The following is a 24,700-nucleotide window of genomic DNA, read 5'->3' on the forward strand; positions in this document are numbered from 1 at the left end:
CGCCTGCACGGCGCTGGCGGCGCTACCGATCTCGGCGGACATCTTCTCGATGTTCGCCACCGACTGGCCGACCACGATGCGCGCCTGGCTGGCCTCGTCATGGGCGCTCTGCGAGGCCTGCGCGGCCTGGCTGGCGTTGCGCGCGACCTCCTGCACGGTCAGGCCCATCTCGTGCACCGCGGTGGCGACCATGTCGGTCATCTGCTGTTGCTGGCCGGTGCGCCCGGCGGTGTTGTCCACCACCTTGGCGACGTGGCCGACCGCGGTGCGCAGCTGGGCGCTGGTCGCCAGCACGTCGCCGATCAGTTGCCGCTGGCTACCGATGAAGCGGTTGAAGCCACGCGCCAAGTCGCCCAGTTCATCCTTGCGGCTCTCGTCCAGGCGCCGGGTGAGGTCGCCACCGCCGCCGCCGATCTCCACCAGCGCCGCGGTGACCTGCAGGATCGGCCGCACCAGCCCGCGCGCCAGGAGCACCACCAGCAGCAGCGAAAGCAGCGCCACGCCGAGCCCGGTCAGGCTGGTCAGCAGCAGTGCTTGGCGCGCCGCGCCGTACACCTGTGTTGCCGGCACTTCGGCGACCAGCAGCCAGCCGAGGCTCTTCAGCGGTCGCGCCAGGGCCAGGTAGTCCTCGCCATCACGGCTGAACGGCACCGCCTGGGTCGAGCCGCCGAGCAGCGCCTGCTCGGCCTGGCCGCCAACCAGATCGCGCAGCTCGCGGGCGTCGTTGAACTCGGCCTGCGGATGCACCTTGACCCGGCCGTCGGCGGCGACCAGCAGCACGCGGCCGCGCTCGCCGAAGCGGAAGTCGCTGATCAGCCGCGACATCGCATCCAGGCCGAAGCCCAGCCCGGCGATGCCCAGCGGCTTGCCGTTCTGGCTGACCCGGTAGTTGATGAACAGCGTCGGCACGCGGGTCGACTTGTCGATGTCCACCTGCACCGTGCGCTCGACGCCCGAATCGAGCATCGAATAGAACCAGTCGTTCTCCGCCGGGCCGCGGGTGAGGGTGCGATCCAGGCCCTTCTCGGTGAAGTAGTGGCCGCTGCCGAGGGCGACGATGAACGTGGTCAGCGCCTTCTGCTGCACCTCCACACCCTTGAGGTAGCGCAGGAAGGCGTCCTGGCGCTCCGGCGCCTCGCCCTCGCCCAACCACTCCTGGACCATGCTGTTGCCGGCGATGTCGCGCGCCGCGGTGACCGGTTCGGCGAGCAGCCGTTCGAGGTCGTTGCCGACCGCCGCCACGCTGGCCGGCAGGGCGTCCTCGACCAGCGCCTGCTCGGCCAGGCGATCGACCACCAGCGAATAGATGGCGATCACGATGAGAATACTGACCAACAGGGCGGCGCCCATGCTGAGGGTCAACTGCCACTGAATACTGCGTTGCCAGAGGCGCATGCATGACTCCTGGGGAAAAACGGAAAAAGTGTTTGGGGGCGACGGGGCCCGGATTGTTCTTGTGGAGGCGCTATCGGCTGAATCGATGCAGCTCTTGAGCCAGTCCACCGGGAACGGATGAAAATCCGATGGCTGTCGCTCAGTCGAGCAGGCTGAACTCGACGCGCGCGGTCTGCCCGCTTTCGTCGAGCACGCTGAGCTGGTGATGGCCGGGACGGCTCAAGGTCGGGGTGAGGGTTTCCTCGCCCTGGCTTTCGCCCAGTGGCTCGCCGTCGAGGAACCACCAGCGCCGCCCGCCGCCGCCCAGCGCACCGAGGCGTAACTGCAGCGCTTCGCCGCTATTTGCCGGACGGCGTAGCTGGTCGCCCTCGCGCACGCCGACGATGGACAGCCCGGGCGCGGCGTCGGGCAGTTTCGGCGGGCAGCCCGGGTCGATCACCGGCAGCCGCGCGGCACGTCGCTCGCGCCGCGCCAGCCAGGGCTCCAGCGGCGCCGGCCAGAGCGCCACCGGTTGCGCGCGGGCGCCGGGGCAATCGGCATCCACCCGCCGCCCGGCCGGATTCAGCCAGACCGTCTGCAACAGGCCCAGGCCGAGCGGCTGGTCGCCCGCCGCCAGGGTCGGCGGCGTGGTGCCGTCCAGTGTCCAGGCGAAGCGCTGACGCCGGCAGTTGGGGTCGCTCTTCGCCAGGGGCTGGCCCAACGGCCAGCAGATCGCCGCGACGCCGACGCTCGCCGGCTGCGTATCGCCCGACGGCGGCAAGCCGCGCTGCGCGTCGCGGTTGACCAGGATGTCGTGCACCTGCAGCAGCAGGGGCGCTGCCGAGGCCAGGCCGAATTGGCCGGGCACCGGCGTGCCGTCGGGCCGGCCGATCCACACGCCGATCAGGTAGCGCGGGCCGACGCCGATGGCCCAGGCGTCGCGAAAGCCATAGCTGGTGCCGGTTTTCCAGGCCAGGCCGGAACGCTGCACCAAGTTGGCGCGCGGGTCGCGGTCCGGGCGCGCCTGCCCGGCGAGGATGCGCCGCACGATCCAGGCCGCGCCGGGCGACAGCAGGCGCCGTTCGAGCAGCGGATCGTCGGGCTGGAAACGCAGCCGCGCCACTTCGCCACCGCGGGCGAAGGCGCTGTAGCCGCTGACCAGCTCGTCGAGGCGGCTGCCGGCGCCGCCGAGAATCAGCGCCAGGTTCGGCTCGGCCAGCGCCGGCAGGGCCAGCGGTACGCCGACGTTGCGCAGCTCGCCGGCAAAGCGCTTCGGCCCGTAGGCTTCGAGCAGTTGCACCGCCGGCAGGTTGAGCGAGGCCGAGAGCGCCGCGCTGGCCGCCACCGGCCCGTTGAACCCGGAGGCGAAGTTGCCGGGGCGGTAATCGCCATAGCGCCGCGGCACGTCCTGCAGCAGGGATTCGGAATGGATCAGCCCGGCATCCAGCGCCATGCCGTAGAGAAAGGGCTTCAGCGTCGAGCCGGGCGAGCGTTGCGCGGCGACCATGTCGACGTGGCCGAAGCGCGCGCGGTCGCTGAGGTCCACGGAGCCCAGGTAGGCGCGCACCGCCATGCTCTGGTGCTCGACCACCAGCAGCGCCGCCGAGGTGCGCTCCGGCAGCCGCGCGCGCCAGCCCAGCAGGAAGTCTTCCAGGCGCCGCTGCAGCGCGGCGTCCAGGGTGCTGCGGATCAGCGGCGGGCTGCCGGGGCGATTCAGCCGCCGCGCCAGCAGCGGCGCCAGTTGAGGCTGCTCGCGCGGCGCCAGCAGGACGGGCTCCTGCAGGGCCTCGTCGACCGCCTGCGCCGGCCACACCGCGAACTGCCGCAGGCGCTGCAACACCTTGTCGCGCGCCGCCTGGGCCCGACGCGGGTGGCGGTCCGGACGCAGCCGGCTGGGCGCCTGGGGCAGCACCGCGAGCAGCGCGGCTTCGGCGCGGGTCAACTGCGCCGGCGGCTTGCCCAGGTACGTCCAGCTCGCCGCGGCGACGCCCTCCAGGGTGCCACCGAAGGGCGCGCGGTCCAGATAGAGCGTGAGGATCTCATCCTTCGACAAGTGCCATTCCAGCTGCGCGGTGCGCCAGACCTGGCGCAGCTTGCCGGCGAAGGTACGCGGGTGCGGATCGAGCAGACGCGCCACCTGCATCGACAGCGTGCTGCCGCCGGACAGCACGCGGCCGCCGCTGAGGTTCTGCCAGGCGGCGCGGGCGACGGCCAGCGGATTGACCCCCGGATGCCGGTAGAACCAGCGGTCCTCGTAGGTCAGCAACGCCTCCAGGTAATACGGCGAAACCTCGTCCAGGCGCACCGGGTAGCGCCACACGCCGTTGGCATCGGCGAAGCGCCACAGTGGCGTGCCATCCTCGGCGAGCACCACGCGCGCCAGGTCGTCGCCCGGCAACGGCAGCGGAAACAGACGATCGGCCAGCCACAGGCCGGCGAGCAGCGCCAGCAGTAGCCCGCCGCTTCGCTTGAGCCAGCGCGGTACGCGCCGCTTAGACATGCGCGACTCTCGCCACACACAGGGAACTCGCGAGCCTGCGTGACAGCCAAAGCCTCGAAGGAGCGCTTCGCGCACAGCGCGGCGCCTGCATGGACCTCACAGGGAACCTCATATGCAAGTAGATTTCTTCGAGACGCTCGGCCAGATGCTGGGCTCGCTGATCCGTTTCATCGTCGACAGCCTGGACTGGCTGTTCAGCCTGTTCGCCGTCGCCGGGCACAACTTCGTCGATGGCCTGGCCGCCGCGCTGGGCATGGACCGCTCGATCCTCAACATCGCCGCCCTGATCCTCGGCCTGATCCTGCTGGTCGGGGCGTTTCGCGCCTTCTTCGGACGGTCGATCATCAGCGGCATCATTCTCCTGCTGCTGGCGCTCTGGCTGCTCAGCTTCATCATCAATTGACGTCCCGATGCGCCGCGCAGCATAGCGCAGCGGTGCATCCCGACCCACTGCAGCGATACCGACTCGCACCGCGGCGCAAGCCTCCCGCGACCGCTTTCGGTTAAACTGCGCCCTTCGCCTTTTCCAATAACGATCAGCCTGATGCCCAAGACGTTCCACGAATTTCCCCGCGAGCGCCCGTCCACTCCCCTGCTCGACCGCGCTGCGACGCCGGAAGAGCTGCGCCGCCTGGGCGAGGCCGAACTGGAAACCCTCGCCGACGAACTTCGTCAGGACCTGCTCTACAGCGTCGGGCTGACCGGCGGTCACTTCGGTGCCGGCCTCGGCGTGATCGAACTGACCATCGCCCTGCACTACGTCTTCGACACCCCGGACGACCGCCTGGTGTGGGACGTCGGCCACCAGGCCTACCCGCACAAGATCCTCACCGGCCGCCGCGAACGGATGGCCAGCCTGCGCATGAAGGACGGCATCGCCGCCTTCCCGCGGCGCAGCGAGAGCGAGTACGACACCTTTGGCGTCGGCCATTCCAGCACCTCGATCAGCGCCGCCCTGGGCATGGCCATCGCCGCGCGGATGCAAGGCAGCGGGCGCAAATCCATCGCCGTGATCGGCGACGGCGCGCTCACCGCCGGGATGGCGTTCGAGGCGCTGAACCATGCACCGGAAGTCGGCGCCGACATGCTGGTGGTGCTCAACGACAACGACATGTCGATCTCGCGCAACGTCGGCGGCCTGTCCAACTACCTGGCGAAGATACTTTCCAGCCGCACCTACACGAGCATGCGCGAGGGCAGCAAGAAGGTCCTCTCGCGCCTGCCCGGCGCCTGGGAAATCGCCCGCCGCACCGAGGAATACGCCAAGGGCATGCTGGTTCCCGGCACGCTCTTCGAGGAACTCGGCTGGAACTACATCGGCCCCATCGACGGCCACGACCTGCCGACGCTGATCGCCACCCTGCGCAACATGCGCGACCTCAAGGGCCCGCAGTTCCTGCATGTGGTAACGAAGAAAGGCAAGGGCTTCGCCCCGGCCGAAGTCGACCCCATCGGCTACCACGCGATCACCAAGCTGGAGCCCGCCGACAGCCCGGCCGGCGTGGCACCGGCGACGAAGAAGGTCGCCGGGCCGAAGTACTCCGGCGTGTTCGGCCAATGGCTGTGCGACATGGCGGAAAGCGACCCGCGGCTGGTCGGCATCACCCCGGCGATGAAGGAAGGCTCCGACCTGGTGGCCTTCAGCGAGCGCTTTCCACAGCGCTACTTCGACGTCGCCATCGCCGAGCAGCACGCGGTAACCCTCGCCGCCGGCCTCGCCTGCGACGGCGCCAAGCCGGTGGTGGCGATCTATTCGACCTTCCTGCAGCGCGGCTACGATCAGTTGATCCACGACGTCGCGGTGCAGAACCTCGACGTGCTGTTCGCCATCGACCGTGCCGGCCTGGTCGGCGAAGACGGCCCGACTCACGCCGGTAGCTTCGACCTCGCCTACCTGCGCTGCATCCCCGGCATGCTGGTGATGACGCCGAGCGACGAGAACGAACTGCGCCGATTGCTCTGCACCGGTTACCGCTTCGAAGGTCCCGCCGCCGTGCGCTACCCGCGCGGCAGTGGACCGAATGCGCGGATCGAGCCGGGCCTGGAGCCGCTGGAAATCGGCAAGGCGTTGGTTCGCCGCCAGGGCAGCCGCGTTGCCCTGCTGGTGTTCGGCGTGCAACTGGCCGAAGCGCTCGCCGTCGGCGAAACCCTGGATGCGACGGTGGTCGACATGCGCTTCGTCAAACCGCTGGACGAAGCCCTGCTGCGCGAACTCGCCGACAGCCATGAGCTGCTGGTGAGCATCGAGGAAGGCAGTGTGATGGGCGGCGCCGGCAGCGCGGTGAACGAATTCCTCGCCCGCGAAGGCCTGCTCAAGCCGATCCTCAACCTCGGCCTGCCGGATCGCTACGTCGAGCACGCCAAACCGGCGGAGATGCTGGCAGAATGCGGCCTCGACGAAGCCGGTATCGAAGCGGCGATCCGCCACCGCCTGGCGCGCTGAGGCAGCCGACTCCGGCGGTCTGCATTGGTGGCTGACGCGTCAGTTGCCCGATCTCGCCGCGCCATTGACCTTCGCCGCCGCCGGCGGACTGCTGCTGGCCTTCTGGGCGTTCAGCCTGCGCGCGCGGGCGCGCTCGCTGCAGGCGCTGTCGGACTTCTTTCTGGACACCGCCGAATGTGGCGCGCCACTGAGCAATCGCCTGGCGCTGGAGCGCTTCGCCAGTGACGAAGCGGGCACCCTCGCCGGCTGGGTGAACAGCTTCGTCGACAAGATGGACCACACTATGCAGGGCATCGTCACCGCCGGCAGCGCGCTGCACGAGACCTCCACCGGGCTGACGCGCACCGCCACCAACGCCAGCCAGTGCGCCGCTCAGGGCCAGGCGGCGGCCGTATCCACCGTGCGCACGATGCTCGAGGTCAACCAGAGCATCGGGCAGGTCGCCGAGCACATCCGCGACAGCGAAAGCGCCTCGCAGCACGCGCTGAGCATGACCCGCAAGGGCGCCAGCGCCGTGCAGCACAACGCCGACGACGTCGCCCAACTGGCGGATCGCATCGAACAGTCGAGCCAGGCACTCGAAGCCCTCAGCCGGCAAACCGAGAAGATCCAGCACATCAGCGAGGCGATCCGCGGTATCGCCGATCAGACCAACCTGCTGGCCCTCAACGCCACCATCGAGGCGGCGCGCGCCGGCGAAAGCGGTCGCGGTTTCGCCGTGGTGGCCGATGAAGTGCGCAACCTGGCCCGACGCACCGCGCAGGCCACCCAGGAAATTGCCACGACGCTGGGCAGCCAATTGGCGATGCACAGCTGCCAGCAGGCGGCACAGAGCAGCGTGGCCCGCTCGTGCGCCAACGAGGCACTCGAACGCATTGAGGAGGAAGTGGCCGGCATGCAGGACCGCCTGGGCCAGATCAGCCAGGCCATGACGCTGCAAATGGGCCAGTTGCAGGCCGTAAACGGTCAGGCCCAGGCCATCACGGGCGCCGCCGAACACAGCAGCCAGAGTGCCGGGGAACCCCTGCAGGCGGCACAGTCACTGGCGCAGCTGGTACTCGACCTGCACAAGACCGCCAGCCGGCTCAGCCGCGAAGAGAAATCGGGCAACGCTGCGCCCGGCCCGCCCTTGCAGACGGCGACGCCCATACCTGGCCGCGTGGCGCACTGAACGCCGCAATGAACCCAGGAGATCGATCGAGGCCCGCGAAGGCGGGCCTCTTCGTTCCTAAGCAGGGCTTCAAAGCGCTGGAGTCCAAGTCATCCCGAGCAAAGCGGTTCGTCCCAGCTCTTCGTATCGATAGGGCACGCTGGTGAAGGACGCGTCGTAAGCGGTGCCAAGGGTCTGGTAGTAATTATGGTCAAGCAGGTTGTCGATCTTTAGATCAAACCTTAGATCCGGGCGCGCTTGCCAAGCGCTGCGCAGGTCAAGCAGTCCATACCCTGCGATCTCCTGATCGTTTGCCACGTCGTTCCACGTATGGCCGATCAGTTGCCAACTGGCACCGACGCTGTAGTCGCCGAAGCGGCGGTCCAGGTCGAGCTTGAAACTGTTCTCAGGGCGGCGTGGCAGGCGGTTACCAGCACTGCTCCCACTGCTGGCGTTGCGGGCGTCCACCAGAGTGAAGCTAGCCTGGGCCTGCCAGCCAAAAAAGTCCTGCGCAAGGCTCGCCTCGAAACCATGGATGCGAGCCTTGTCTATGTTCATCGGCGGATACCCCACGATCGCATCATCGATGGTGGTGCGGTATAGCGACAATTCAAGGCGCGTGGCTTTGGCCAGCTGGCTGCGCCACTGCAGCTCGAAGCTACGTGCCTTTTCAGGATCAAGATCAAGGTTGCCCCCGCCAAAGGGGTCGTACAGATCGTTGAAGGTCGGCGCGCGGAATGCTTCGCTATAAGACGCGATCAGGTCGTTGTCGGGATTTAAATGATAAGTGAATGCGCCGTTCCAACTGGTATGGCTGCCATAGGCCTGATTATCGTCGTAGCGTGCACCCAGTTCGGTAGAGAAGCTGCCGGTCTCGATGCGATGCAGAACAAAGAAGCCGTGGTTCCAACGCGAATCCTTGATAAAAGCGTTGTCGCTGTTTAGCCGGTCCTCATACCAATCGGCTCCCAGCTGGAGTCGCTGGGCGTCGGTGAGTTCGAACTGGTTCACCCAGGATGCCTGGTCGCGATAGGTGTTGTAGACCGAGTTTCCATAGGACGCATGAGAGGTCTGCCTGTCTTCGGCGTGCCCTAGTTCAACACGACCACTCCATTGATCGTTCATTTCTGCTTCGAGAAATGCGCTACCGCTGGAAAGCTCAAAATCGGTATCCGCCGGGGTGGTCGGGTAATCGGAGTTGTCGTATTCACTCTGGCCACTCTGGCGCAGCAGGCTGATACCTCCGTTCAACGTATCGCTGAAACGATGTGACAGGCTCAGGCTGAATGCCCTGTTGCGGTAGGCACTGTCATCGCTTCCGGGAAGGTCGGTTCGCTGAGTGCCCACGGTCTCGCCAAGGGATGCACTGAGGTCGAAGCGGGTTTCCTCATCTCCGCCCGCGATGCCCAGGCTGCGCTCGAAGGTGCCATGGCTGCCAATCCCGAAGTGAAGGCGTGGGGTCAGTCCAGCATCTCCTCGACGGGTAAATATCTGCACCACGCCCCCAATCGCGTCTGCGCCGTACAGTGCGGAGCGGCCCCCTCGCACCACCTCCACACGTTCGATCTGGTTGAGATTCAGGTTCTCCAATGCACTGGTGCCACTGGAGGCGCTGGAGATGCGTACGCCGTCCACTAGGACCAAGGTCTGAGCGCTGCTCGTGCCCCGCATAAACAGCCCGGACAGGCTGCCCGGCCCACCATTGCGCGCGATACTCACACCCGGAGCATGACGCAGCAGGTCCAGTACGTCGCTTGCCTGCAGCCGCTCGATGTCGGCGCGGGTGAACACGGTGCTGGCGGCGGAGCTCTGGCTGCGCGCCTCGACGCTGCGATTGGCGGTGACCAGCAGTTCGTCGAGTTTCAGCGCGTCGTCCTGCGACGGGGTTTCGGCCAGGGCCGGCAGGGTCGGCAGCAGGGCCAGGGTCAAGGCGAGGCGGGAAAGCGTCATGGGAAATCCTCAAGGTCGGCGAGACGTTCGAGGAGGGCAGGCAGACGCGGGCCGTTTCGTGCGCGGGCCGACGCCTGATGGTGTCGCCCTCCGCAACACCAGTGGCATTCCGCCGTGGCCGGTCTCCGGGCTCTCGACGCGGCTCGCGCTCGCCTTCCCATGCATGCGCACAGTGGCCGTTGAGCGGAGTGCGATCCGGGCGGATCGCGGTCGATTACCGTTGCGGGGGCAGCGCCGGGTTTGCCCAGTAAGACTGGGGCGCACCGGCTTCCCGATTAACGCCGGCCCTGTGGCCCGCGTACCTCGGCGGAAATGAAAACGTCGCGCACCTTAGTCGGCGCCCTCGAGGAAAACAAGGACGCTGCGTCGGCCCGGAGGCGGGATGTGGTCGCGCGGGTAGCCTACGGAGCGGCTTCGGCCGGCTTCTTCGTCACCACCTACAGGAACTGCGGGCCCTAGAGCGGCGCCTGTCAGACCCAGTCCTGGGCCTTCATCTCGCTCTTCAGGTAGGCGTAATAGACCGGCGCGGCGACCAGTCCGGCGATGCCGAAGGCGGCCTCGAACACCAGCATCGCCAGGAGCAGCTCCCAGGCCTTGGCGTTGATCTGCCCGCCGACGATCCGCGCATTGAGGAAGTACTCGACCTTGTGGATCAGGATCAGGTACGCCAGCGCGCCCACGGCGACCCAGAGCGACAGCGAGAAACCGACGATGAAGATCGCGGTGTTGGAGATCAGGTTGCCGATCACCGGCAGCAGCCCGACGACGAAGGTCAGCACGATCAGCGTCTTGGTCAGCGGCAGGTGAATGCCGAACAGCGGCAGCACACCCATCAGGAAGACCCCGGTGAACGCCGTGTTGAGCAGGGAAATCTTGAACTGGGCGAAGACGATGTTGCGGAACGCCGCGGTGAACCGCGTCACCCGCACCAGCAGCTCGCCTGCCAGCGGCTTGAGCGTCTGCGGATCGGGCAGGCGCTGCAGCGCGACCACGGCGCCGAGGATCATGCCGATCAGCACGGTGACGAACAGATGCGCCGCGCCCTTGCCGAGCAGTTGCAGCTCGCCGACGTGACGGCGCAGCCAGTCGTGCAGGGTCAGGCGGACGTCGTCGACGTTGGCCGGCAGGTAGGCCACCAGCCCCTCGGGCACCTGCTCGCGCACGCGGTCGACCACGCCCATCAGCTTGCCGAGCATCTGTCCCGGATTGTTCAGTTCCAGCAGGGCGAAGGAGAACGCGCTGGCGAACGCCAGCGTCAGCACCCCGACGACCATGACGCCGAGCAGCCCGACCGTCAGCAGACGCCCGAGATGACCAGCGAACAGGCGTTGCAACAGCGGCGCCAGGCTGTTCACCAGTTCGAATACCAGCAGCCCGGCGAGCAGGCTCGGCAACAGTTTGAGCGGCAGGACGAGAATCAGGGCGATGCCCAGAATCAGCAGACTGGCGTAGCAGAAGGTGCGGCGGGAGGAATTGCTCATGAAGTCCTGATCGGATGACGGCCTGACAGCGACCGACAATCTGCCAGCAGTCCCCGCACATTGCCAGCCGCATGAAATGACAAAATTTGACCTGGGCCGGCAGCGGCAGGAAAAGACGCCGGGGAAACTCCCAAGACGCTGGCCCCGTGCCTTCATGCTAGACGCCATACTGCCGAAAAAGCCCGCTTCAGGGCCGTTCCTGCCGCTTCGTTGAAGCCGCCGTCCGCCGTTGAAAAAAATCTAATTCAGCAAAAATAACGGCTTACTTCTCAAAGACGAATTCCCAGGCAACCTTTTGCCGGGAAGGGGGGTCGATTGGCTTATGAATAACCACCTGCTAACCAACCCTGCACGGATTGTCGGTGCCGCTCGCTGCCCCCGGGCAATCCTCTCCTTCGCGAAAACCGGTGCGCGGCACGCGGCTGTCCGCCGTGGCGCGCACTCGGGCTTTACCCTGATCGAGGTGATGATCACCCTGGTCATCGTGGCGATCCTCGCCGGCATCGCCCTGCCCAGCTACACCAGCTATATCACCAAGAGCAAGATCAGGACCGCGCAGGCCGACCTGGTGGCGCTCAGCCTGAACCTGGAAAACCACTTTCAGCGCCAGCTGACCTATCCCACCAGCACGACCTCGAACACCGCCGAGACCAAGGCGCTGTTCACCGGCTGGACCCCGGCGCAGGCCAGCGACTTCAGCTATACCCTGAGTACCGCCACGTCCACCACCTATACCGTGACGGCCACCGGCACCAGCAGCAACCTGAGCGGCTGCACCATCAGCCTGACCAATCTCAACGAGCGCAGCGTATCCAACTGCGGGAGCTTCACGGGATGGCAATGAGGCAGGACGCCGGGGGTTTCACGCTAGTGGAAGTGATGATCAGCCTCGCCGTCATGCTGATCCTGCTGATGGCGGCGATCCCGATGACGATTTCCTGGAGCAACAGCGCCAAGCAGCGCGACGCCGCCGGCTTGCTGCAGCAAGGACTGTCGCGGGCCAAGGCGCTGGCGTTGCGCAATCCCGGCGCGGTGGGCGCGGGCATGCCGAGTGCGGCGCTGTGCCTGAGCGGCGGCACGCTCAGCGTGCTGCGGCTGGCACGTGACGTGACCTTCAGTTGCACGCCCGAGGCGGACGAGGATGTGCAATGGTCCGCGGTGATACCGAGCGCCGCCAGCATCACGATCGGGGGAGAGGATTTCCAGTGCCTGGCACTGGACAACCGCGGGCTACCGGTAACGGTCAGCGGTTGCGTCGAGACCAGCACCGGCACCTTCAACGTGATTGTCGGCAGCGAGGATTCGCTGGATGTCACGCTCATCTGATGGCGGTCTCCGCCCCGCCAGACAGCGCGGCGACATCCTGGTCGAATCGCTGATCGGCGTGGTTCTGATGAGCATCATCGGCCTGGGCATGTTGGCGGTGACCTCGCGGGTCGAGGTCAGCCATCGTTACAGCAACGCACAAGGACTCGCGGTGGGACAGATGCGCAATCTGCTGCAGCAATACGGAAACGAACTGTGCAGTGACTCGAGCCTGGCGGTGATCACCCTGCCGCCCAACGATCAGGTCTTCAACCTCCAGGTGACCTGCGCGACGCCGACCATCAGCGTGAGGGGCGTGGCGCTGGAGAGCCCGCCGGACACGGTGACGCTGAGCACGCCGGACGAGGCGTCGGACTATTTCGGCGGTGTGGTGAAGGTGGGTGAGAACTAGGGCGCGCCCGCAGGCCGGGATCACGCTGATAAGCATGATGATCGGCCTGGTGATCTCCTCGCTGAGCATCCTCGCGATGCTCTCGCTGTATCGCAACCTCGTGCATCAGGCGGCGGACTCGATCGTCCACTCCAACCTCGACGGCCAGGTGGCGGCGGGGCTGCTGACGGCGCAGATCGAACTGCAGAGCGCGGGGTTCGGCATCCCCTCGGCAGCGGTGAACCAGGACCTGATGCTGCTCGCCGGAGCCAGCCTGACGCCCGGCGGCATGCTCAGCGGTACGATCCAGAACATCCTCGGCAGCGAGCAGGAGGGCGAGGCCATCGTCTGGGGCAGCAATCCGACCCGCAGCACCTACCTGTGCAGCGCGCTGCTGGCGCGCGATGGCGGGCTGATCCTGCTGCGCGGCAAGCCCTGCGCGGCGGCGATCCAGTTCTCCAGCGTCGACTGGCTGGGCGAAAGCGTCGCGCTGATCGCGCCAGGCACGCTCAATGCAAGCCAGGCGGTGAGCATCAAGACCCAGGTCAACGCCTGTTGGCCGTACGGAAAGAGTTTCGCCAACCCGGCGGTGCAGGTGGTCATCAGCGCCGGCGGAAGCACCCTGAACACCGATACCGCCTACGCGGCGTCGAGCTACACCGTGTGCCTACCCAATCTCGCGCCACCTTGACGGACCTGTTTCGATGAGCGCCAAACGGCCCTTCCGGCTATCCCGCCAGCGCGGCATGGCGACACTGCTGATCATCCTGATGACCGGGCTGGCGCTGACCGCCACCGCGGTCGGGGTGATGTATGCCGTGCGCGGGACCCAGGAGAAGGCCCTTTCGGTGCACAGCGCGACCCAGGCCCAGCAGATCGCCTGGGGCGGCGTCGAGATGGTGCGCAGCTACCTGCTGACCCTCGATGACGCCACCCTCATGTCGCTGCGCGGCGAACTGCCGATCAGCGGCGTCGAGGGGCTCAGCGCGCGCATCGAGGGCGCGCCGGTGAAGAACGCCAACGACTTCAGCCTGGTGGTCGACATCACCGGCACCTCCGCCGGTGGCAGCCATGCGGAAGCCCGGTCCACCGTGCAGGCGGTGTTCATCGTCACCACCGCGCAGGACGACGGCGAAAGCGCGCCCATCGGCGTGCAGGGTGCGGTGAACATCAACGGCGACCTGAACATGAGCGGCAACGTCGCCGCGGTGGGCTTCAACAACACCAGCTTCAACGTCAACGGCAACGTCAACCTGTCCGGCAGCGTGACCGGGATCGACTGCATCCGCGCCACGGGCAACGTCAGCATCAGTTCCGGGATCGTGGTGAACTGCGTGCAGGCCAACGGCAACATCACCCTCAGCGGCTCGGCGGCGATCGGCACGGTGGAGGCCCTGGGCAGCGTCAGCCTCAGCGGTGGCGCCACCCGTGCCAACGCGATCCAGGCCAACGGTAACGTGACGCTGTCCGGAGGCGCTGCGAACGCGGGGACGATCAACAGCCAGGGCAACGTGGTGGTTTCCGGTGGTGCCGCCTACGCCAACACGATCAACGCGCTGGGCTTCATCGAGTGGACCAGCTCGGCCAGCGCCACCGCGTTGAACTCGAACAGCTACGTGACCTACGCCGGGGCGCTGGCGACACCCACCATCAGCGCCAAGGGCACCGTGACCCTCAGTGGCGGCGGCGCCAGCCAGGTGACCACCAGCGGCAACGTGGTGTCGGCCTACGGCACCCTCAACAGGATCGACGCCAGCGGCAACCTGAGCAGCAGCAGCGGCCTGGTGCTGGCCGGCACCATCGGCGGGACGAAATCCTGCCCGGTGTACCTGAACTGCCCCGGCGTGCTGGTGCAGAGCGGCTACGTGGCGTCGCCCAGCACGGTCTCGGTGGTCGCGGCGAACACGGTTTCGATCCAGCCGCCGCAGGTCGATGCCTACGCGCTGCGCAACTCGGCCAACTACATCTTCGAGACCGATCAGGCGGGTTTTCGCAAGGTCACCGTGCAGAACATCGCCGGCATCGCGCCGGGCAGTTACTACCTGGGCAACTACCCAGGGCCGTACCGGGACTATCTGTGCACGGAGGTCAGCGGTTCGACGGACGAGCCGACCTGCGCCCAGCCCGTGACGCCCTACGCCACGATCTGCCAGGGCTATTCGGCCTACAACGGCTGCATCACCTACGCCGCCGACACCACCACCTGGTCGATAAACGGCATCAGCCTCGCGCCCGGCGTGCTCTGGTTCGCCGGCAACGTCAACGTCGGCGACGGCAGCTACAACAACAGCATCATCGCCACCGGCAACCTGGCCACCTCCGGCTCGGCCCTGGTGGTGGCGGTCAACTACGCCGGCTACGCCGCGGTGTGCGCCAATGCGCCGGTGGCGATCACCCGCAACCCGGCGTTCACCGGGCTGTATCCGAGCAACTTCTGCAACGTCAGCGCCGGAACCTTCATCAGCAACGCCGCGGGCAACACCGCACTGATCTCCGGCGGCTACCTCAACGGCAGCTTCGTCGGCGGCAACATCACCCTCGGCTCGGCAAACAACGTCTACGGCAACGTGCTGGCCGGCAATACCCTGAGCACCACCGGCAGCACGGTGATCCACGGCAGCCTGACCACCGCCGGCCAGGGCTCCACCACGTCCACCAGCCTGGGCGGCAGCACCGTCGTCGACGTCAGCGGCGCGCCGTCGAGCTTCGACCCGAGCGAAAACCCCTGCTCGCGCGACTGCGCCACCCAGCCCGGAACCGCCGAAACCCTCTGGACCCGCTACTACTGAGCCTCGGCCATCTGCCGGCAGAGCTTCGCGGTGGCCTGCAGCATCTGCAGGCTGGGCCGTTCGAGGCCCTTGTCCGGCACGCTCCACAGCTGCCCGGCGCGCACTGCGGCGAGCTGCGCCCACACCCGCCAACCGTCCAGCTGCGCCGCATTGGCGCCGAAAATCACCTGCGGATCGCGCGCCAGCACGCTTTCCACGCTCACCTGGGGCGCCGGCAGGGCGAGGTCGGCGAAGACGTTGCGCCCCCCGCAGACGGCGATCGCGTCGCTGATGATCTGCCCTCCGCCGATGGTGTACAGCGGCGGGTTCCACACCTGGTAGAACACCCGCAGCGGCTCGGCGCGCGCATAGTGCCGACGCAGTTCGGCGATACCGTCGACGAAGCGCGCCTGCACGCGTTGCCCCTGTTCGACACGGCCGATACGTTCGCCGAGACGGGCGAACGTATCGCCGAGCTGGTCGAAACTGTGCGGCTCGGCAACGAACATCGCGATGCCCAGGCCTTCGAGCTGGGCGCGCTGCGCGGCATTCACGCTGCCCGGCCAGAGCAGCAACAGATCGGGCTTGAGGCCGATCAGGGTTTCCATCTCGACCTGCCCGTAGCGCCCCACCGATGGCACGCCGGCCAGCGCCGCCGGCCGCTCGCCGCCATCGAGCACGCCGACCAGCAGGTCGCCGGCGTCCAGGTCGAGCATGATTTCCGAGAGGGAAGGCGCCAGGCTGACCACCCGCTCCACCGCGCCCGCCGCGGTACAGGCGAGTAGCAGCAGCGCGACGAGCAGAGGCCGCATCAGAGCTGGCGAGGTAGGCGGTAGAGGTAGAACAGCACCAGGCTGGAGAGCGTCAGCAACAGCAGCGGAATCGCCTCCTGCCCGGCGAGCAGCCCGGCGGCGGCGCACCAGGCCGGCAGGCTGGCGCCGAGCAGTGCGTTGCGCCGGCGCAGGCCCAGAGCACGCCAGGCGAGCGGCTCGTCGTCGCTGTCTCGGGCTTTCTCGGTGGCGATCAGGGCGCGTTTGTAGGCATGGAACAGCGGCAGGCTGACGAACATCGAGAGCAGCCCGGCGATGAACAGCGGCATCAGCAGCGGCTCGCGCGGCGGGTTGTCGCCGGCCAGCACCTGCGCCAACCCCAACGGCGCCAGCATCAGCGCCAGTTGCAGCCACCAGGCCAGCGCCAGCCTGCGGCGTGCGTTGGCCCGATTCACGGCTTCTCCACTTCACCCTGGTGCAGTCTGCCCAGCAGGTGGCCGAGCTTGCCGGCCTTGGTCGCCAGGTAGCGCTCGTTGTGCGGGTTGAGCCCGGTCTGCAACGGCCTGCGTTCGGTGATGCGGATGCCGAAGCCTTCCAGCGCCTTCACCTTGCGCGGGTTGTTGGTCATCAGCCTGATCGCGCTGACGCCCAGGTGTTCGAGCATCGGCAGGCAGATCGCGTAGTCGCGCTGGTCGGCGCCGAAGCCCAGGCGCACGTTGGCTTCCACGGTGTCAGCGCCACCGTCCTGCAGCTCATAGGCGCGGATCTTGTTCAGCAGGCCGATGCCACGGCCCTCCTGACGCAGATAAAGCAGCACACCGCGGCCCTCGTCGGCAATCGCCCGCAGCGCGGCTTCGAGCTGTGAACCGCAATCGCAACGCAGGCTGAACAGCGCATCGCCCGTGAGGCATTCCGAATGCAGGCGACCGAGTACCGGAGCGCCGTCCGAGATATCACCCATGGTCAGGGCGACATGCTCCTTGCCAGTTTCCTCATCGAGGAAACCGTGCATGACGAACTCGCCGAACGGCGTGGGCAATTTCGAAGCGGCGACGAAAACGACGGACACCGTGAGGCTCCATGGGGATAAGCGGGGCGGGCATTGTACCAGCGCCGACCGACGTCGAGTCAGCGTGAATTTCCGTCTATCACTATCAGCTTTTTAGATAAGGCCCTACCGAATCACCCAAGACCTCATAAGCCATTGCTTACATCTTGTTACCGCCACTGCATCGTCGAGACCAGCGCGGGCGTTACAATTTTTGCGGCTCATCGTCCGCAGGCCACGCCCTCGGATGGTTCATAATGCAGGCGTTTCGCCATCAAAGCAGGCAGTGAATGCGCCAAAGGCCCGATTTAGAGGCCCCGCTATTGGCACAGGTCATGCTTTCGACGCACATCCCTCCTCACTCTCGGATGCGCGAGATTCCCTGGTGCAGTGGGTCATCGGACCCGGTCATCGCGACTTCCAAGGACGCCTTAGATGGTCATGTTTGTTCCCCGCCGAACCGCGGGTTTTACCCTGATCGAGCTGATGATCACCCTCGCGATCATCGGCATACTCGCGGCCATCGCCCTGCCCGCGTACGACAGCTACATCACCAAGAGCCGGATCAAGACCGCCCAGGCCGATCTCGCCGCGCTCGCCCTTAACCTCGAGAACGCCTACCAGCGCAAGCTCGCCTACCCGACCCTGACGCTCGACGACAGCGCCGCGGTGACCGCGCAGTTCAGCGGCTGGCACCCCGCGGAATCGAACTTCGAGTACAGCCTGTCCTCCTCCGCCAGCGGCTACACGCTGACCGCCACCGGCAGCACCGGCAAGGTGAACGGCTGCGAGATCACCCTGGACAACGAAAACACCCGCACCATCGCCCAATGCGGCGCCTACAACGGTAGCTGGCTGTGAGGCGCCAGGCGCGGGGCTTCTCGTTGATCGAACTGATGATCACCGTGGCCCTGTTCGCGTTCCTGGTTTTGATCGCCGGGCCGTTCACCAGCGCCTGGAGCAACGGCGCCAAGGTGCGCGATGCCGAGGGTGTGCTCAACCAGGGCATCGGCCGGGCCAAGGCGGCCGCGCTGCGAAACCGCTATGGCATCGTCGACGGCAAGCCGGCGGCCACGCTGTGCCTGTCCGACAGCAACCTGCTCAGCCTCCACGAAGCCAACGACAAGGACACGCCCGCCACCTGCCTCACCCATTCGCCGTGGCAGGCACAACTGCCTGCGAGCGTCAGCGTCACCCTGACCGCCGACGCCAGCACCCTGAGCTGCCTGAGTTTCGACAACCACGCCGCGCTCGCCAGCGCCTCGGTGCCCAGCGGCTGCTCGTCCAGCACCGCGCTGACGCTCGCCGCGGGAGGTGAGAATGTCGCTCTGGTCTTCAACTGATCGCCGCCGGCAGCGCGGCGACATCCTCCTCGAGGCGCTGATCGGCATCCTGCTGATGGCGATCATCGGCCTCGGGCTGGTCTACGTGACCTCGCGCGTCGCAGTCAGCCAGAAGGACATGAACCTGCAGAGCCTGGCGATCGCCCAACTGCGCGACCTGCTGCAACGCAACGGCGCCGGCACCGACCTGTGCGGCGGCAGCCACCAGATCAGCCTGCCGTCGATCGGCACCCTCAACGTCACCGTCACCGGCTGCGGCACCACCGCCAATGCCACGGTGGGTGGCCAGCCGCTGAGCGGCATCGCCAGCCCGCTGACCCTGAGCGTGAGCAACAGCGCGCTGGGCGGCGAAGTCAGCGTGGGGGCGACGCTATGAAACGCCAACGCGGGATGACGCTGATCAGCATGATGGTCGGCCTGGTGATCTCGATGTTCAGCATCGTCGCCATGCTTTCGCTGTACCGCAGCCTGGTGCAAAGCGCGGTGGTGGCGACCCGCGATGCCAACCTTGACGGGCAGATCGCCGCCGGCCTGCTCAGTGCGCAACTGGAGATCCAGAGCGCCGGCTTCGGCATCGAAGCGGCCGGCAATGCCGATCTCACACTGGCCACCACCAACCTCGACAGCACCACCCGCGCGCTGCTCTGGCGCCTGGTCGACACCGGCACCTACCGCTGCCGCGGATTGCTCGAACGCAGCGTGAACGACAGCGCCAGCGGCCAGAGCATGCGCGTGCTGTCGCTGTTGCAGGCGAACGGTTGCGACGCGAGCGGCGCACTGTCGGGCAAGACCTGGGCGGTGGTCGGCGACCTCGCCGAATTCCGCGGGCAGAACCTCGCGCAAGTCGTCTTCCAGATCAGCACCAGCAACTGCTGGCCGTTCGGTGTGGGCGACAACAGCACTCCCAGCGCCCATGCGCTGGTGACGCTCAGTGCACCCAGCAGCTCGCAGCTCGCGGGCGCGGTAGCCGACCCGATCAGCTACAGCGTCTGCCTGCCCAACATCAAACCCGTCTAGGACAACCGCCATGGGCCTTCATCCGCAGCGCACGCCCCGCCTGCCCGCCTGCCAACGCGGCATGGCGACTCTGATGATCATCCTGCTCGCCGGGCTGGCGCTGACGGTGACCGCGCTGGGCGTCACCCATGCCGTGCGAAGCGCCCAGGACAAGCAGGTCACGGTGCATGCCGCGACGCACGCCCAGGCGGGCGCCTGGACCGGCGTCGAGGTGTTTCGCCAGTACCTCAAGTCGATCAACCAGGCCAGCCTGGAAGCGCTGGCGGCCGGCCAGGCGGTCAGCATCAGCCTCGGCGACATGGCGCTGGGGGCGGTGATCGTGCAGAACACCGTCACCAGCGGCAGCACCCGGCGGATCACCGCCAACATCCGCAATCAGGACGCCGCCGCGCGCTCCACCTCGGTGATCCAGGCGGTCTATCAAGTGACGCCGGGGGGCGCGACCAACACCGAATCCGGTCTGCCCTGGAGCGACGTGCTGAACATCTACAACGACCTGAACATGAGCGGCGGCATCGGTATCCGCGGCTATGACAACGCCAACTTCAACGTCAGCGGCAACGTCAGCCTGAACAACGCCTCGATCACCGGGATCAAGACGATCAAGGCGACCGGCGACATTTCCATCGGCAGCGCCATCGCCGTGACCACGCTCTACTCCAACGGCAACATCGCGCTGACCGGCTCCGCCAGCGCCACCACCGCCTCGGCGCTCGGCAACATCACCGTTGCCAGCGGCGGCACCCAGGGCACGCTGAACGCCAACGGCAACATCACCCTGAGCAACGGCAGCACCAGCACCGCCAATGCGCTGGGCTGGATCAAGGTGAGCAGCGGCAGCAACCAGGGCGCGCTGAACGCGGCGCAGACCATCGCCATCAGCAACGGCGGCACCACGAACGTCGCGGCCGCGGTCGGCAACGTTTCCGTGACCGGGGGCTCGGTCAACGTCATCAACAGCGAAGGGGACGTGACCTCCACTCGCAACGTCGCGCAGATCAATGCCAATGGCAGCGTAGTCGCCGGTGGCAGCGCCGCCACGGTGATCAAGGCAATCGGCAACGTCACGCTCAACGACTCCGGCAGCAAGAGCGTCACCACCAAAGGCTCGGTGCTGGTCAACGCCGGCAACCTGAGCAGCGTCACCGCGCAGCAGAACCTGACGTTCAACGGCTGGGGAAGCGCGAGTGGTCGCGTGGGCGGCACGGTCACCAAGGCCGAGCAATACAACAACAACGTGAACGTCTCCAGGCAGCCCGGCCTGGTGGTCGACGTGCCGTTGGTGGACGTCGTGCCGATGACCCCGCTGACCGAATTCAGCCTGACCCAGCCGCAGGTGGATGCGTACCCGCTGAAGAGTTCGGCCAACTACGCCTTCACCTACGACAGCGGGCACATTGTGGTGAGCGTCGCCAACATCAGCGGCATTCCCGCCGGCAGCTACCGGATCGGCAAGATCAAGACCAACTACAACGACAAGTGGGGTTACCTGTGCAGCGACATCGACGGCTCCGGCTATTGCAGGACCGAATGCGCGACGGTCACCAACGGCAGCTGTAGTGGCGTCGGCGTCGCCAGCGCACGCAAGATTTGCCAGGGCACCTGGGACGGCGCGGAGTGCATCGCCTACTCGAACGGAACCTGGACGCTCAACGGCCAAAGCGACAATACGGTGATCGCCCCGGGCGTCCTCTGGCTCAAGGGTAACCTCGCCCTGCAGAGCGGCTTCTTCCGCAACAGCATCATCGCGACCGGCAACATCACCACCTCCGGCAGCGACAAGGTCTCCGCGATCAACTACAGCGGTTACACCCTCACCTGCCAGAACAACACTTTTTCAGGACTTTCCCCGGTCAACTACTGCGGTACCGATGGCGCCCTGATCGGCAACCCTGTCGGCAACATCGGCCTGCTGGCCGGCGGTTACATCAACGGCGCCTACAGCGGCGGCATCATCAACCTCGGCGCCTCCACCGAGGTCTTCGGCAGCGTGATCGCCGGCGACACCCTGCTCACCAGCGGCAACAGCACCGTGCATGGCTACATCACCGCGGCCGGCCTGGGCAGCAGCACCAGCAACGACTGGGGCGGCAGCCTGACCATCGACCTGACCAACCTCCCGGCCGGCTACAACCCGGGCGGGATTCCCGACATGGACAACTGCACCAGCAATTGCGACGGTGGCCACGGCTCGGCCGCCGCCAGCGCCGAGCTGCTCTGGAGCCGCTACCTGTAGAAAAGGGATGCGCGTGACCCGCGGGAGCTACTTGGCCTCGAGCACCAGCATTCCCTGCTCTTCGCCCCAGCGCACACGGCTGAGGAAGCTCATGCCGAGCAGGACTTCACCCGGCGCCGGGCCTTCGAGGATCGAGGCCTGGACGCCGCGCAACTCGATCTCGCCGACCTTGACACTGGTGAGCGTCACACCCCAGGCCCTCACCGTGCCGCTGGCGGTGCTGACGACCAACGGCCGGCCAAGCACCCGGAAGTCGATGCCCAGGCGAGTCGCCTGCGCCTCGTTCATCGCCACCGAGGTGGCGCCGGTATCTACCAGGAACTGCACCGGGAAGCCCTGGACCGAGCCTGGCACCCAGTAGTGCCCCGAGTTGCTCCGCGCAATGGACACCTGCGGACGCTTCGGCGTCGCGCTGCCCTGGCCGTACTCGCGGCTCAGTTCGATGCGCCGCTCGACGCCACCGATGCGCAGCAGCGCGCCGTTCTTGTCCGCCGCCACCACCTCCACGCCCTGCGGCCCGCTCTGGCCGACGCGCACCAGCTTGCGCGTGCCGTCGACGTTGAGCACCACGGCGCTGGGAAACAGCCCGACCACCTGCACCTGGGGCGCGGCGTGGAGCATGCAGGCCCACAACAGGCCGCAGGCGAGCAGCTCAGCGTGGCGCATCGGCCTTCTCCGGATAGCGGTCGAACAGATAGAGCTGGTTCCAGCGACCATACAGGGCGCGCAGGCTGCCATCGTCCTTCAGCGCCTGCAGGCGCCTGTCGTACAGCGCCGCGAGGGCGCGCCCGCGCGGGCTCGCGGCGAAACCGGGGTACATCGGCAGGACGGTCAGCTCGGTGATCCGATAACGATCCGGCTGCGGGCTGGCCTGGAGCAGCAGTTGCACGTCCGGCAGCGCGTCGATGTAGAAGTCGGCGCGACCGCGTTCGAGCATTTCCAGCACCCCGTCGCGGCGGCGGATCTCTTCGTATCCCACCACGCCGGGCAAATGGCGCTGGTAGCCGTAGCCACGAATCCAGGTCAGCCGGTACTGGGCGAGATCGTCCAGGGTGGGGGCCGGCTTGCTGCTCAAGCCGAGGGCGACCACCGGGTCGAGGCCGTAGGAGCCGCGCGGGTAGATGACGCCGTCGAGGTCCTCGTCGCGGTAGGAGCCCAGCCAGGCATCCGCCTCGCCGCGCTGAACCAGGCCGATACCACGGGTGGTGATGTCGCTGCGGATCTTCACCTTCACCCCCGCCGGCTCGAAGATCAGCCGCATGATCTCCCAGGCCAGGCCGCTGCCGTCGGCATTGGTGTAGCCCGGCCAAATGTCGCTGACCAGGCGGATATCCATCGCCTCGGCGTCCTCGGCGTACGCCTCGCCCAACACGGCGGCGCAGAGCAGCAGCGCACCGATCATCCATGACTTCATCGCTGTGTTTCCTAGATCACGAGCCAGGCCGCGCCCTGGACGACTGCCCAGGCGAAGACGCCCGCCAGCACGTCGTCGAGCATGATACCCAGCCCACCTTGCAGGTGCCTGTCCAGCCAGCCGATCGGTCCCGGCTTGAAGATATCGAACAGACGAAAGGCCACGAAGCCGAGCAGCAGCCACGCCCAGCCGTCCGGCGCCAGCCAGAAGGTGATCCAGATGCCGACCAGTTCATCCCAGACGATGCCTTCGTGGTCGTGCACCCGCAGGTCGTCGGCGACCTTGCCGCACAGCCAGATGCCGAACAGCGTGGTGGCCACCAGCAGCGCCGCGTAGCCCCACACCGGGAGCAGGTGCCACAGCGGGACGAACACCAGGGCGATCAGCGAACCCCAGGTACCGGGTGCCTTGGGCAAGGTGCCGGAGCCGAAGCCGAAGGCGAGGAAATGCCAGGGGTCGGACCACACCGAATGCGGAACCGGCTGCGTCGGCGCCTGGTGGGAATCAGTCATGGGTCGCTCCGAAATGTTGGTAGCCGCCCGCAGGCAGGTCGAGGAACCGTCCCTGGGCGTCGAGTAGCTGCACGCCGGCGCCGGCCTCGACGCGGCCGATCACCGCCAGCTCCGGCCAGTCGCGCTGGAACGCGGGCAGCAGGGACGGCGGCAGCGTGAATGCCAGGCGGTAGTCGTCGCCGCCGCCCAGCGCGCAGGCCTGCGCCGCCTCACGCCCAAGCAGCGCCAGCAAGGGCCCCGACAACGGCAGCCGCTCGCGCTCGACGAGCAGGGCGACACCGGAGGCGCGGGCGATGTGGCCGCAGTCGGCGAGCAGGCCGTCGGAGATGTCCAGGGCCGCCGTGGCCCTGCCGCGCAACGCCTGGCCCAGCGCCAGTTGCGGCTGCGGCGCCCAGTATCGCTCCAGCAGCGGCCTGGCGATCCGCGCCGCCGCACGGCGTTCGCGGAGCACCAGCGGCAGCGCACCGGCGGCGTCGCCGAGGCTGCCACCGACGCAGAGCAAGTCGCCGGGCCGTGCGCCGCTGCGGGTCAGCGCCTGGCCGCGCGGCACGCGGCCGAACACGCTCAGGGTCAGGCTCAGCGGGCCACGCGTGGTATCGCCGCCGACCAGCGCCAGTCCGCAGGCCGCCGCCATTAACGAAAGGCCGTCGGCGAAACCGCGCAACCAGTCGTCATCGGCGCCAGGCAGGGTCAGTGCGAGGGTGAAGGCGAGCGGCGTAGCGCCCATCGCCGCCAGGTCGCTGGCGGATACCGCCAGCGCGCGCTGGCCGAGCAGAAAGGCCTCGCAGGCATCGGGGAAGTGCACGCCGGCGACCAGCGTGTCGGTGGATACCGCCAGCTGTTCGCCGGGCGGCAGGTCGAGCAGCGCGCAATCGTCGCCGATGCCCAGCGCCACGCCTTCGGCCGCCTGCGCACAAGGCGCGGCGGCGAAGTAATGGCGGATCAGCTCGAACTCCCCCATCGGGACGCCTCAGGCAGCGTCCGGGGACGAGGGAAGG

24 protein-coding genes and 1 riboswitch are annotated in these 24,700 nt (G+C 67.2%); of the genes, 13 read left to right on the forward strand and 11 right to left on the reverse strand.

What is annotated here, in order from left to right:
* Window positions 1–1,395, reverse strand: a 1,395-nt coding sequence (locus QMX85_RS10485; RefSeq protein WP_282340649.1) for a methyl-accepting chemotaxis protein, incomplete at its 3' end; no start/stop codon positions are given.
* A 139-nt stretch (window positions 1,396–1,534) separates the two neighbouring features.
* Window positions 1,535–3,874, reverse strand: coding sequence for a peptidoglycan glycosyltransferase PbpC (pbpC, locus tag QMX85_RS10490; RefSeq protein ID WP_282340650.1), 2,340 nt, complete (start codon window positions 3,872–3,874; stop codon window positions 1,535–1,537).
* A gap of 112 nt (window positions 3,875–3,986) precedes the next feature.
* Here pbpC and QMX85_RS10495 point away from each other — a divergent pair, with 112 nt between their 5' ends.
* The 3 genes from QMX85_RS10495 (at window position 3,987) to QMX85_RS10505 (ending at window position 7,488) form a co-directional block, all read left to right on the forward strand.
* Complete coding sequence (locus QMX85_RS10495; protein ID WP_282340651.1) at window positions 3,987–4,277, forward strand: hypothetical protein; 291 nt, start codon at window positions 3,987–3,989, stop codon at window positions 4,275–4,277.
* A 141-nt stretch (window positions 4,278–4,418) separates the two neighbouring features.
* Window positions 4,419–6,317 carry a 1-deoxy-D-xylulose-5-phosphate synthase gene (gene dxs / locus QMX85_RS10500; RefSeq protein ID WP_282340652.1) on the forward strand — a complete coding sequence of 633 codons (1,899 nt, stop codon included), beginning with the start codon at window positions 4,419–4,421 and terminating at the stop codon, window positions 6,315–6,317.
* 43 nt (window positions 6,318–6,360) lie between these two features.
* Window positions 6,361–7,488 (forward strand): methyl-accepting chemotaxis protein, encoded by a 1,128-nt coding sequence (locus QMX85_RS10505; RefSeq protein WP_282340653.1) that lies wholly within the window; start codon window positions 6,361–6,363, stop codon window positions 7,486–7,488.
* Window positions 7,489–7,557: 69 nt separating this feature from the next.
* On the opposite strand, the gene QMX85_RS10510 is transcribed toward QMX85_RS10505, so the two are convergent.
* The gene (locus tag QMX85_RS10510) at window positions 7,558–9,417 is read right to left on the reverse strand and encodes a TonB-dependent receptor (RefSeq protein WP_282340654.1); all 1,860 of its coding nucleotides are present in this window, start codon (window positions 9,415–9,417) and stop codon (window positions 7,558–7,560) included.
* A 98-nt stretch (window positions 9,418–9,515) separates the two neighbouring features.
* Window positions 9,516–9,738: riboswitch (cobalamin riboswitch) on the reverse strand.
* A gap of 149 nt (window positions 9,739–9,887) precedes the next feature.
* Window positions 9,888–10,898, reverse strand: coding sequence for a hypothetical protein (locus QMX85_RS10515; RefSeq protein WP_273230321.1), 1,011 nt, complete (start codon window positions 10,896–10,898; stop codon window positions 9,888–9,890).
* Window positions 10,899–11,283: 385 nt separating this feature from the next.
* Here QMX85_RS10515 and QMX85_RS10520 point away from each other — a divergent pair, with 385 nt between their 5' ends.
* From QMX85_RS10520 to QMX85_RS10540, 5 genes are read left to right on the forward strand one after another with little or no spacing between them, the layout of a single operon-like run.
* Window positions 11,284–11,742, forward strand: a complete 459-nt coding sequence (locus QMX85_RS10520; RefSeq protein WP_282340738.1) for a type IV pilin protein — start codon at window positions 11,284–11,286, stop codon at window positions 11,740–11,742.
* Window positions 11,739–12,224 (forward strand): prepilin-type N-terminal cleavage/methylation domain-containing protein, encoded by a 486-nt coding sequence (locus tag QMX85_RS10525; protein ID WP_090225339.1) that lies wholly within the window; start codon window positions 11,739–11,741, stop codon window positions 12,222–12,224. The genes QMX85_RS10520 and QMX85_RS10525 overlap by 4 nt, the downstream gene beginning before the upstream one ends.
* Window positions 12,208–12,615 (forward strand): hypothetical protein, encoded by a 408-nt coding sequence (locus tag QMX85_RS10530; RefSeq protein ID WP_282340657.1) that lies wholly within the window; start codon window positions 12,208–12,210, stop codon window positions 12,613–12,615. Before QMX85_RS10525 ends, QMX85_RS10530 begins: the two co-directional genes overlap by 17 nt.
* A gap of 34 nt (window positions 12,616–12,649) precedes the next feature.
* Window positions 12,650–13,285: a hypothetical protein gene (locus tag QMX85_RS10535; protein WP_273230317.1), complete on the forward strand. Its 636-nt coding sequence runs from the start codon at window positions 12,650–12,652 to the stop codon at window positions 13,283–13,285.
* Window positions 13,286–13,298: 13 nt separating this feature from the next.
* A complete protein-coding gene (locus QMX85_RS10540) occupies window positions 13,299–15,383 on the forward strand; it encodes a hypothetical protein (protein WP_282340659.1) in 2,085 nt (694 codons plus the stop codon).
* Here the strand turns inward: QMX85_RS10540 and QMX85_RS10545 are convergent.
* The 3 genes from QMX85_RS10545 to ribA are packed head-to-tail and all read right to left on the reverse strand — an operon-like array spanning window position 15,377 to window position 17,201.
* Window positions 15,377–16,174 carry a cobalamin-binding protein gene (locus QMX85_RS10545; RefSeq protein WP_282340661.1) on the reverse strand — a complete coding sequence of 266 codons (798 nt, stop codon included), beginning with the start codon at window positions 16,172–16,174 and terminating at the stop codon, window positions 15,377–15,379. The two genes, QMX85_RS10540 and QMX85_RS10545, sit on opposite strands and share 7 nt — an antisense overlap.
* The gene (locus QMX85_RS10550) at window positions 16,174–16,587 is read right to left on the reverse strand and encodes an MFS transporter (RefSeq protein ID WP_282340663.1); all 414 of its coding nucleotides are present in this window, start codon (window positions 16,585–16,587) and stop codon (window positions 16,174–16,176) included. The genes QMX85_RS10545 and QMX85_RS10550 overlap by 1 nt, the downstream gene beginning before the upstream one ends.
* Window positions 16,584–17,201 carry a GTP cyclohydrolase II gene (ribA, locus tag QMX85_RS10555; RefSeq protein WP_282340665.1) on the reverse strand — a complete coding sequence of 206 codons (618 nt, stop codon included), beginning with the start codon at window positions 17,199–17,201 and terminating at the stop codon, window positions 16,584–16,586. The genes QMX85_RS10550 and ribA overlap by 4 nt, the downstream gene beginning before the upstream one ends.
* Window positions 17,202–17,615: 414 nt before the next feature.
* On the opposite strand from ribA, the gene QMX85_RS10560 reads away from it, so the two are divergent.
* The 5 genes from QMX85_RS10560 to QMX85_RS10580 are packed head-to-tail and all read left to right on the forward strand — an operon-like array spanning window position 17,616 to window position 21,776.
* A complete protein-coding gene (locus QMX85_RS10560; RefSeq protein ID WP_282340667.1) occupies window positions 17,616–18,041 on the forward strand; it encodes a type IV pilin protein in 426 nt (141 codons plus the stop codon).
* Window positions 18,038–18,523, forward strand: coding sequence for a prepilin-type N-terminal cleavage/methylation domain-containing protein (locus QMX85_RS10565; RefSeq protein ID WP_282340669.1), 486 nt, complete (start codon window positions 18,038–18,040; stop codon window positions 18,521–18,523). Before QMX85_RS10560 ends, QMX85_RS10565 begins: the two co-directional genes overlap by 4 nt.
* Window positions 18,501–18,899: a hypothetical protein gene (locus QMX85_RS10570; RefSeq protein ID WP_282340670.1), complete on the forward strand. Its 399-nt coding sequence runs from the start codon at window positions 18,501–18,503 to the stop codon at window positions 18,897–18,899. The genes QMX85_RS10565 and QMX85_RS10570 overlap by 23 nt, the downstream gene beginning before the upstream one ends.
* A complete protein-coding gene (locus QMX85_RS10575; protein WP_282340672.1) occupies window positions 18,896–19,540 on the forward strand; it encodes a prepilin-type N-terminal cleavage/methylation domain-containing protein in 645 nt (214 codons plus the stop codon). The genes QMX85_RS10570 and QMX85_RS10575 overlap by 4 nt, the downstream gene beginning before the upstream one ends.
* Before the next feature lie 10 nt (window positions 19,541–19,550).
* Window positions 19,551–21,776, forward strand: coding sequence for a hypothetical protein (locus tag QMX85_RS10580; protein ID WP_282340673.1), 2,226 nt, complete (start codon window positions 19,551–19,553; stop codon window positions 21,774–21,776).
* Between the two features lie 27 nt (window positions 21,777–21,803).
* Here QMX85_RS10580 and QMX85_RS10585 read toward each other — a convergent pair whose 3' ends face one another.
* From QMX85_RS10585 to thiL, 4 genes are read right to left on the reverse strand one after another with little or no spacing between them, the layout of a single operon-like run.
* The gene (locus QMX85_RS10585; RefSeq protein WP_282340674.1) at window positions 21,804–22,442 is read right to left on the reverse strand and encodes a TIGR02281 family clan AA aspartic protease; all 639 of its coding nucleotides are present in this window, start codon (window positions 22,440–22,442) and stop codon (window positions 21,804–21,806) included.
* A complete protein-coding gene (locus QMX85_RS10590; protein WP_282340676.1) occupies window positions 22,429–23,190 on the reverse strand; it encodes a transporter substrate-binding domain-containing protein in 762 nt (253 codons plus the stop codon). Before QMX85_RS10590 ends, QMX85_RS10585 begins: the two co-directional genes overlap by 14 nt.
* An 11-nt stretch (window positions 23,191–23,201) precedes the next feature.
* Window positions 23,202–23,702: a phosphatidylglycerophosphatase A gene (locus QMX85_RS10595; RefSeq protein WP_273230299.1), complete on the reverse strand. Its 501-nt coding sequence runs from the start codon at window positions 23,700–23,702 to the stop codon at window positions 23,202–23,204.
* Window positions 23,695–24,663, reverse strand: coding sequence for a thiamine-phosphate kinase (gene thiL / locus QMX85_RS10600; RefSeq protein ID WP_282340678.1), 969 nt, complete (start codon window positions 24,661–24,663; stop codon window positions 23,695–23,697). Before thiL ends, QMX85_RS10595 begins: the two co-directional genes overlap by 8 nt.
* Between the last annotated feature and the right edge of the window lie 37 nt (window positions 24,664–24,700).

The organism is Pseudomonas sp. PS02288 (assembly GCF_029959715.1).
Classification (GTDB): domain Bacteria; phylum Pseudomonadota; class Gammaproteobacteria; order Pseudomonadales; family Pseudomonadaceae; genus Pseudomonas_O; species Pseudomonas_O kuykendallii.

What these genes read in the sequence shown, in the direction of transcription:
- pbpC (WP_282340650.1), bottom strand. Translation starts at nt 3,874, where the DNA reads ATGTCTAAGCGGCGCGTACCGCGCTGGCTCAAGCGAAGCGGCGGGCTA.
- QMX85_RS10495 (WP_282340651.1), top strand. Translation starts at nt 3,987, where the DNA reads ATGCAAGTAGATTTCTTCGAGACGCTCGGCCAGATGCTGGGCTCGCTG.
- dxs (WP_282340652.1), top strand. Translation starts at nt 4,419, where the DNA reads ATGCCCAAGACGTTCCACGAATTTCCCCGCGAGCGCCCGTCCACTCCC.
- QMX85_RS10510 (WP_282340654.1), bottom strand. Translation starts at nt 9,417, where the DNA reads ATGACGCTTTCCCGCCTCGCCTTGACCCTGGCCCTGCTGCCGACCCTG.
- QMX85_RS10515 (WP_273230321.1), bottom strand. Translation starts at nt 10,898, where the DNA reads ATGAGCAATTCCTCCCGCCGCACCTTCTGCTACGCCAGTCTGCTGATT.
- QMX85_RS10525 (WP_090225339.1), top strand. Translation starts at nt 11,739, where the DNA reads ATGAGGCAGGACGCCGGGGGTTTCACGCTAGTGGAAGTGATGATCAGC.
- QMX85_RS10530 (WP_282340657.1), top strand. Translation starts at nt 12,208, where the DNA reads ATGTCACGCTCATCTGATGGCGGTCTCCGCCCCGCCAGACAGCGCGGC.
- QMX85_RS10535 (WP_273230317.1), top strand. Translation starts at nt 12,650, where the DNA reads ATGATGATCGGCCTGGTGATCTCCTCGCTGAGCATCCTCGCGATGCTC.
- QMX85_RS10540 (WP_282340659.1), top strand. Translation starts at nt 13,299, where the DNA reads ATGAGCGCCAAACGGCCCTTCCGGCTATCCCGCCAGCGCGGCATGGCG.
- QMX85_RS10545 (WP_282340661.1), bottom strand. Translation starts at nt 16,174, where the DNA reads ATGCGGCCTCTGCTCGTCGCGCTGCTGCTACTCGCCTGTACCGCGGCG.
- QMX85_RS10560 (WP_282340667.1), top strand. Translation starts at nt 17,616, where the DNA reads ATGGTCATGTTTGTTCCCCGCCGAACCGCGGGTTTTACCCTGATCGAG.
- QMX85_RS10570 (WP_282340670.1), top strand. Translation starts at nt 18,501, where the DNA reads ATGTCGCTCTGGTCTTCAACTGATCGCCGCCGGCAGCGCGGCGACATC.
- QMX85_RS10575 (WP_282340672.1), top strand. Translation starts at nt 18,896, where the DNA reads ATGAAACGCCAACGCGGGATGACGCTGATCAGCATGATGGTCGGCCTG.
- QMX85_RS10580 (WP_282340673.1), top strand. Translation starts at nt 19,551, where the DNA reads ATGGGCCTTCATCCGCAGCGCACGCCCCGCCTGCCCGCCTGCCAACGC.
- QMX85_RS10585 (WP_282340674.1), bottom strand. Translation starts at nt 22,442, where the DNA reads ATGCGCCACGCTGAGCTGCTCGCCTGCGGCCTGTTGTGGGCCTGCATG.
- QMX85_RS10590 (WP_282340676.1), bottom strand. Translation starts at nt 23,190, where the DNA reads ATGAAGTCATGGATGATCGGTGCGCTGCTGCTCTGCGCCGCCGTGTTG.
- QMX85_RS10595 (WP_273230299.1), bottom strand. Translation starts at nt 23,702, where the DNA reads ATGACTGATTCCCACCAGGCGCCGACGCAGCCGGTTCCGCATTCGGTG.
- thiL (WP_282340678.1), bottom strand. Translation starts at nt 24,663, where the DNA reads ATGGGGGAGTTCGAGCTGATCCGCCATTACTTCGCCGCCGCGCCTTGT.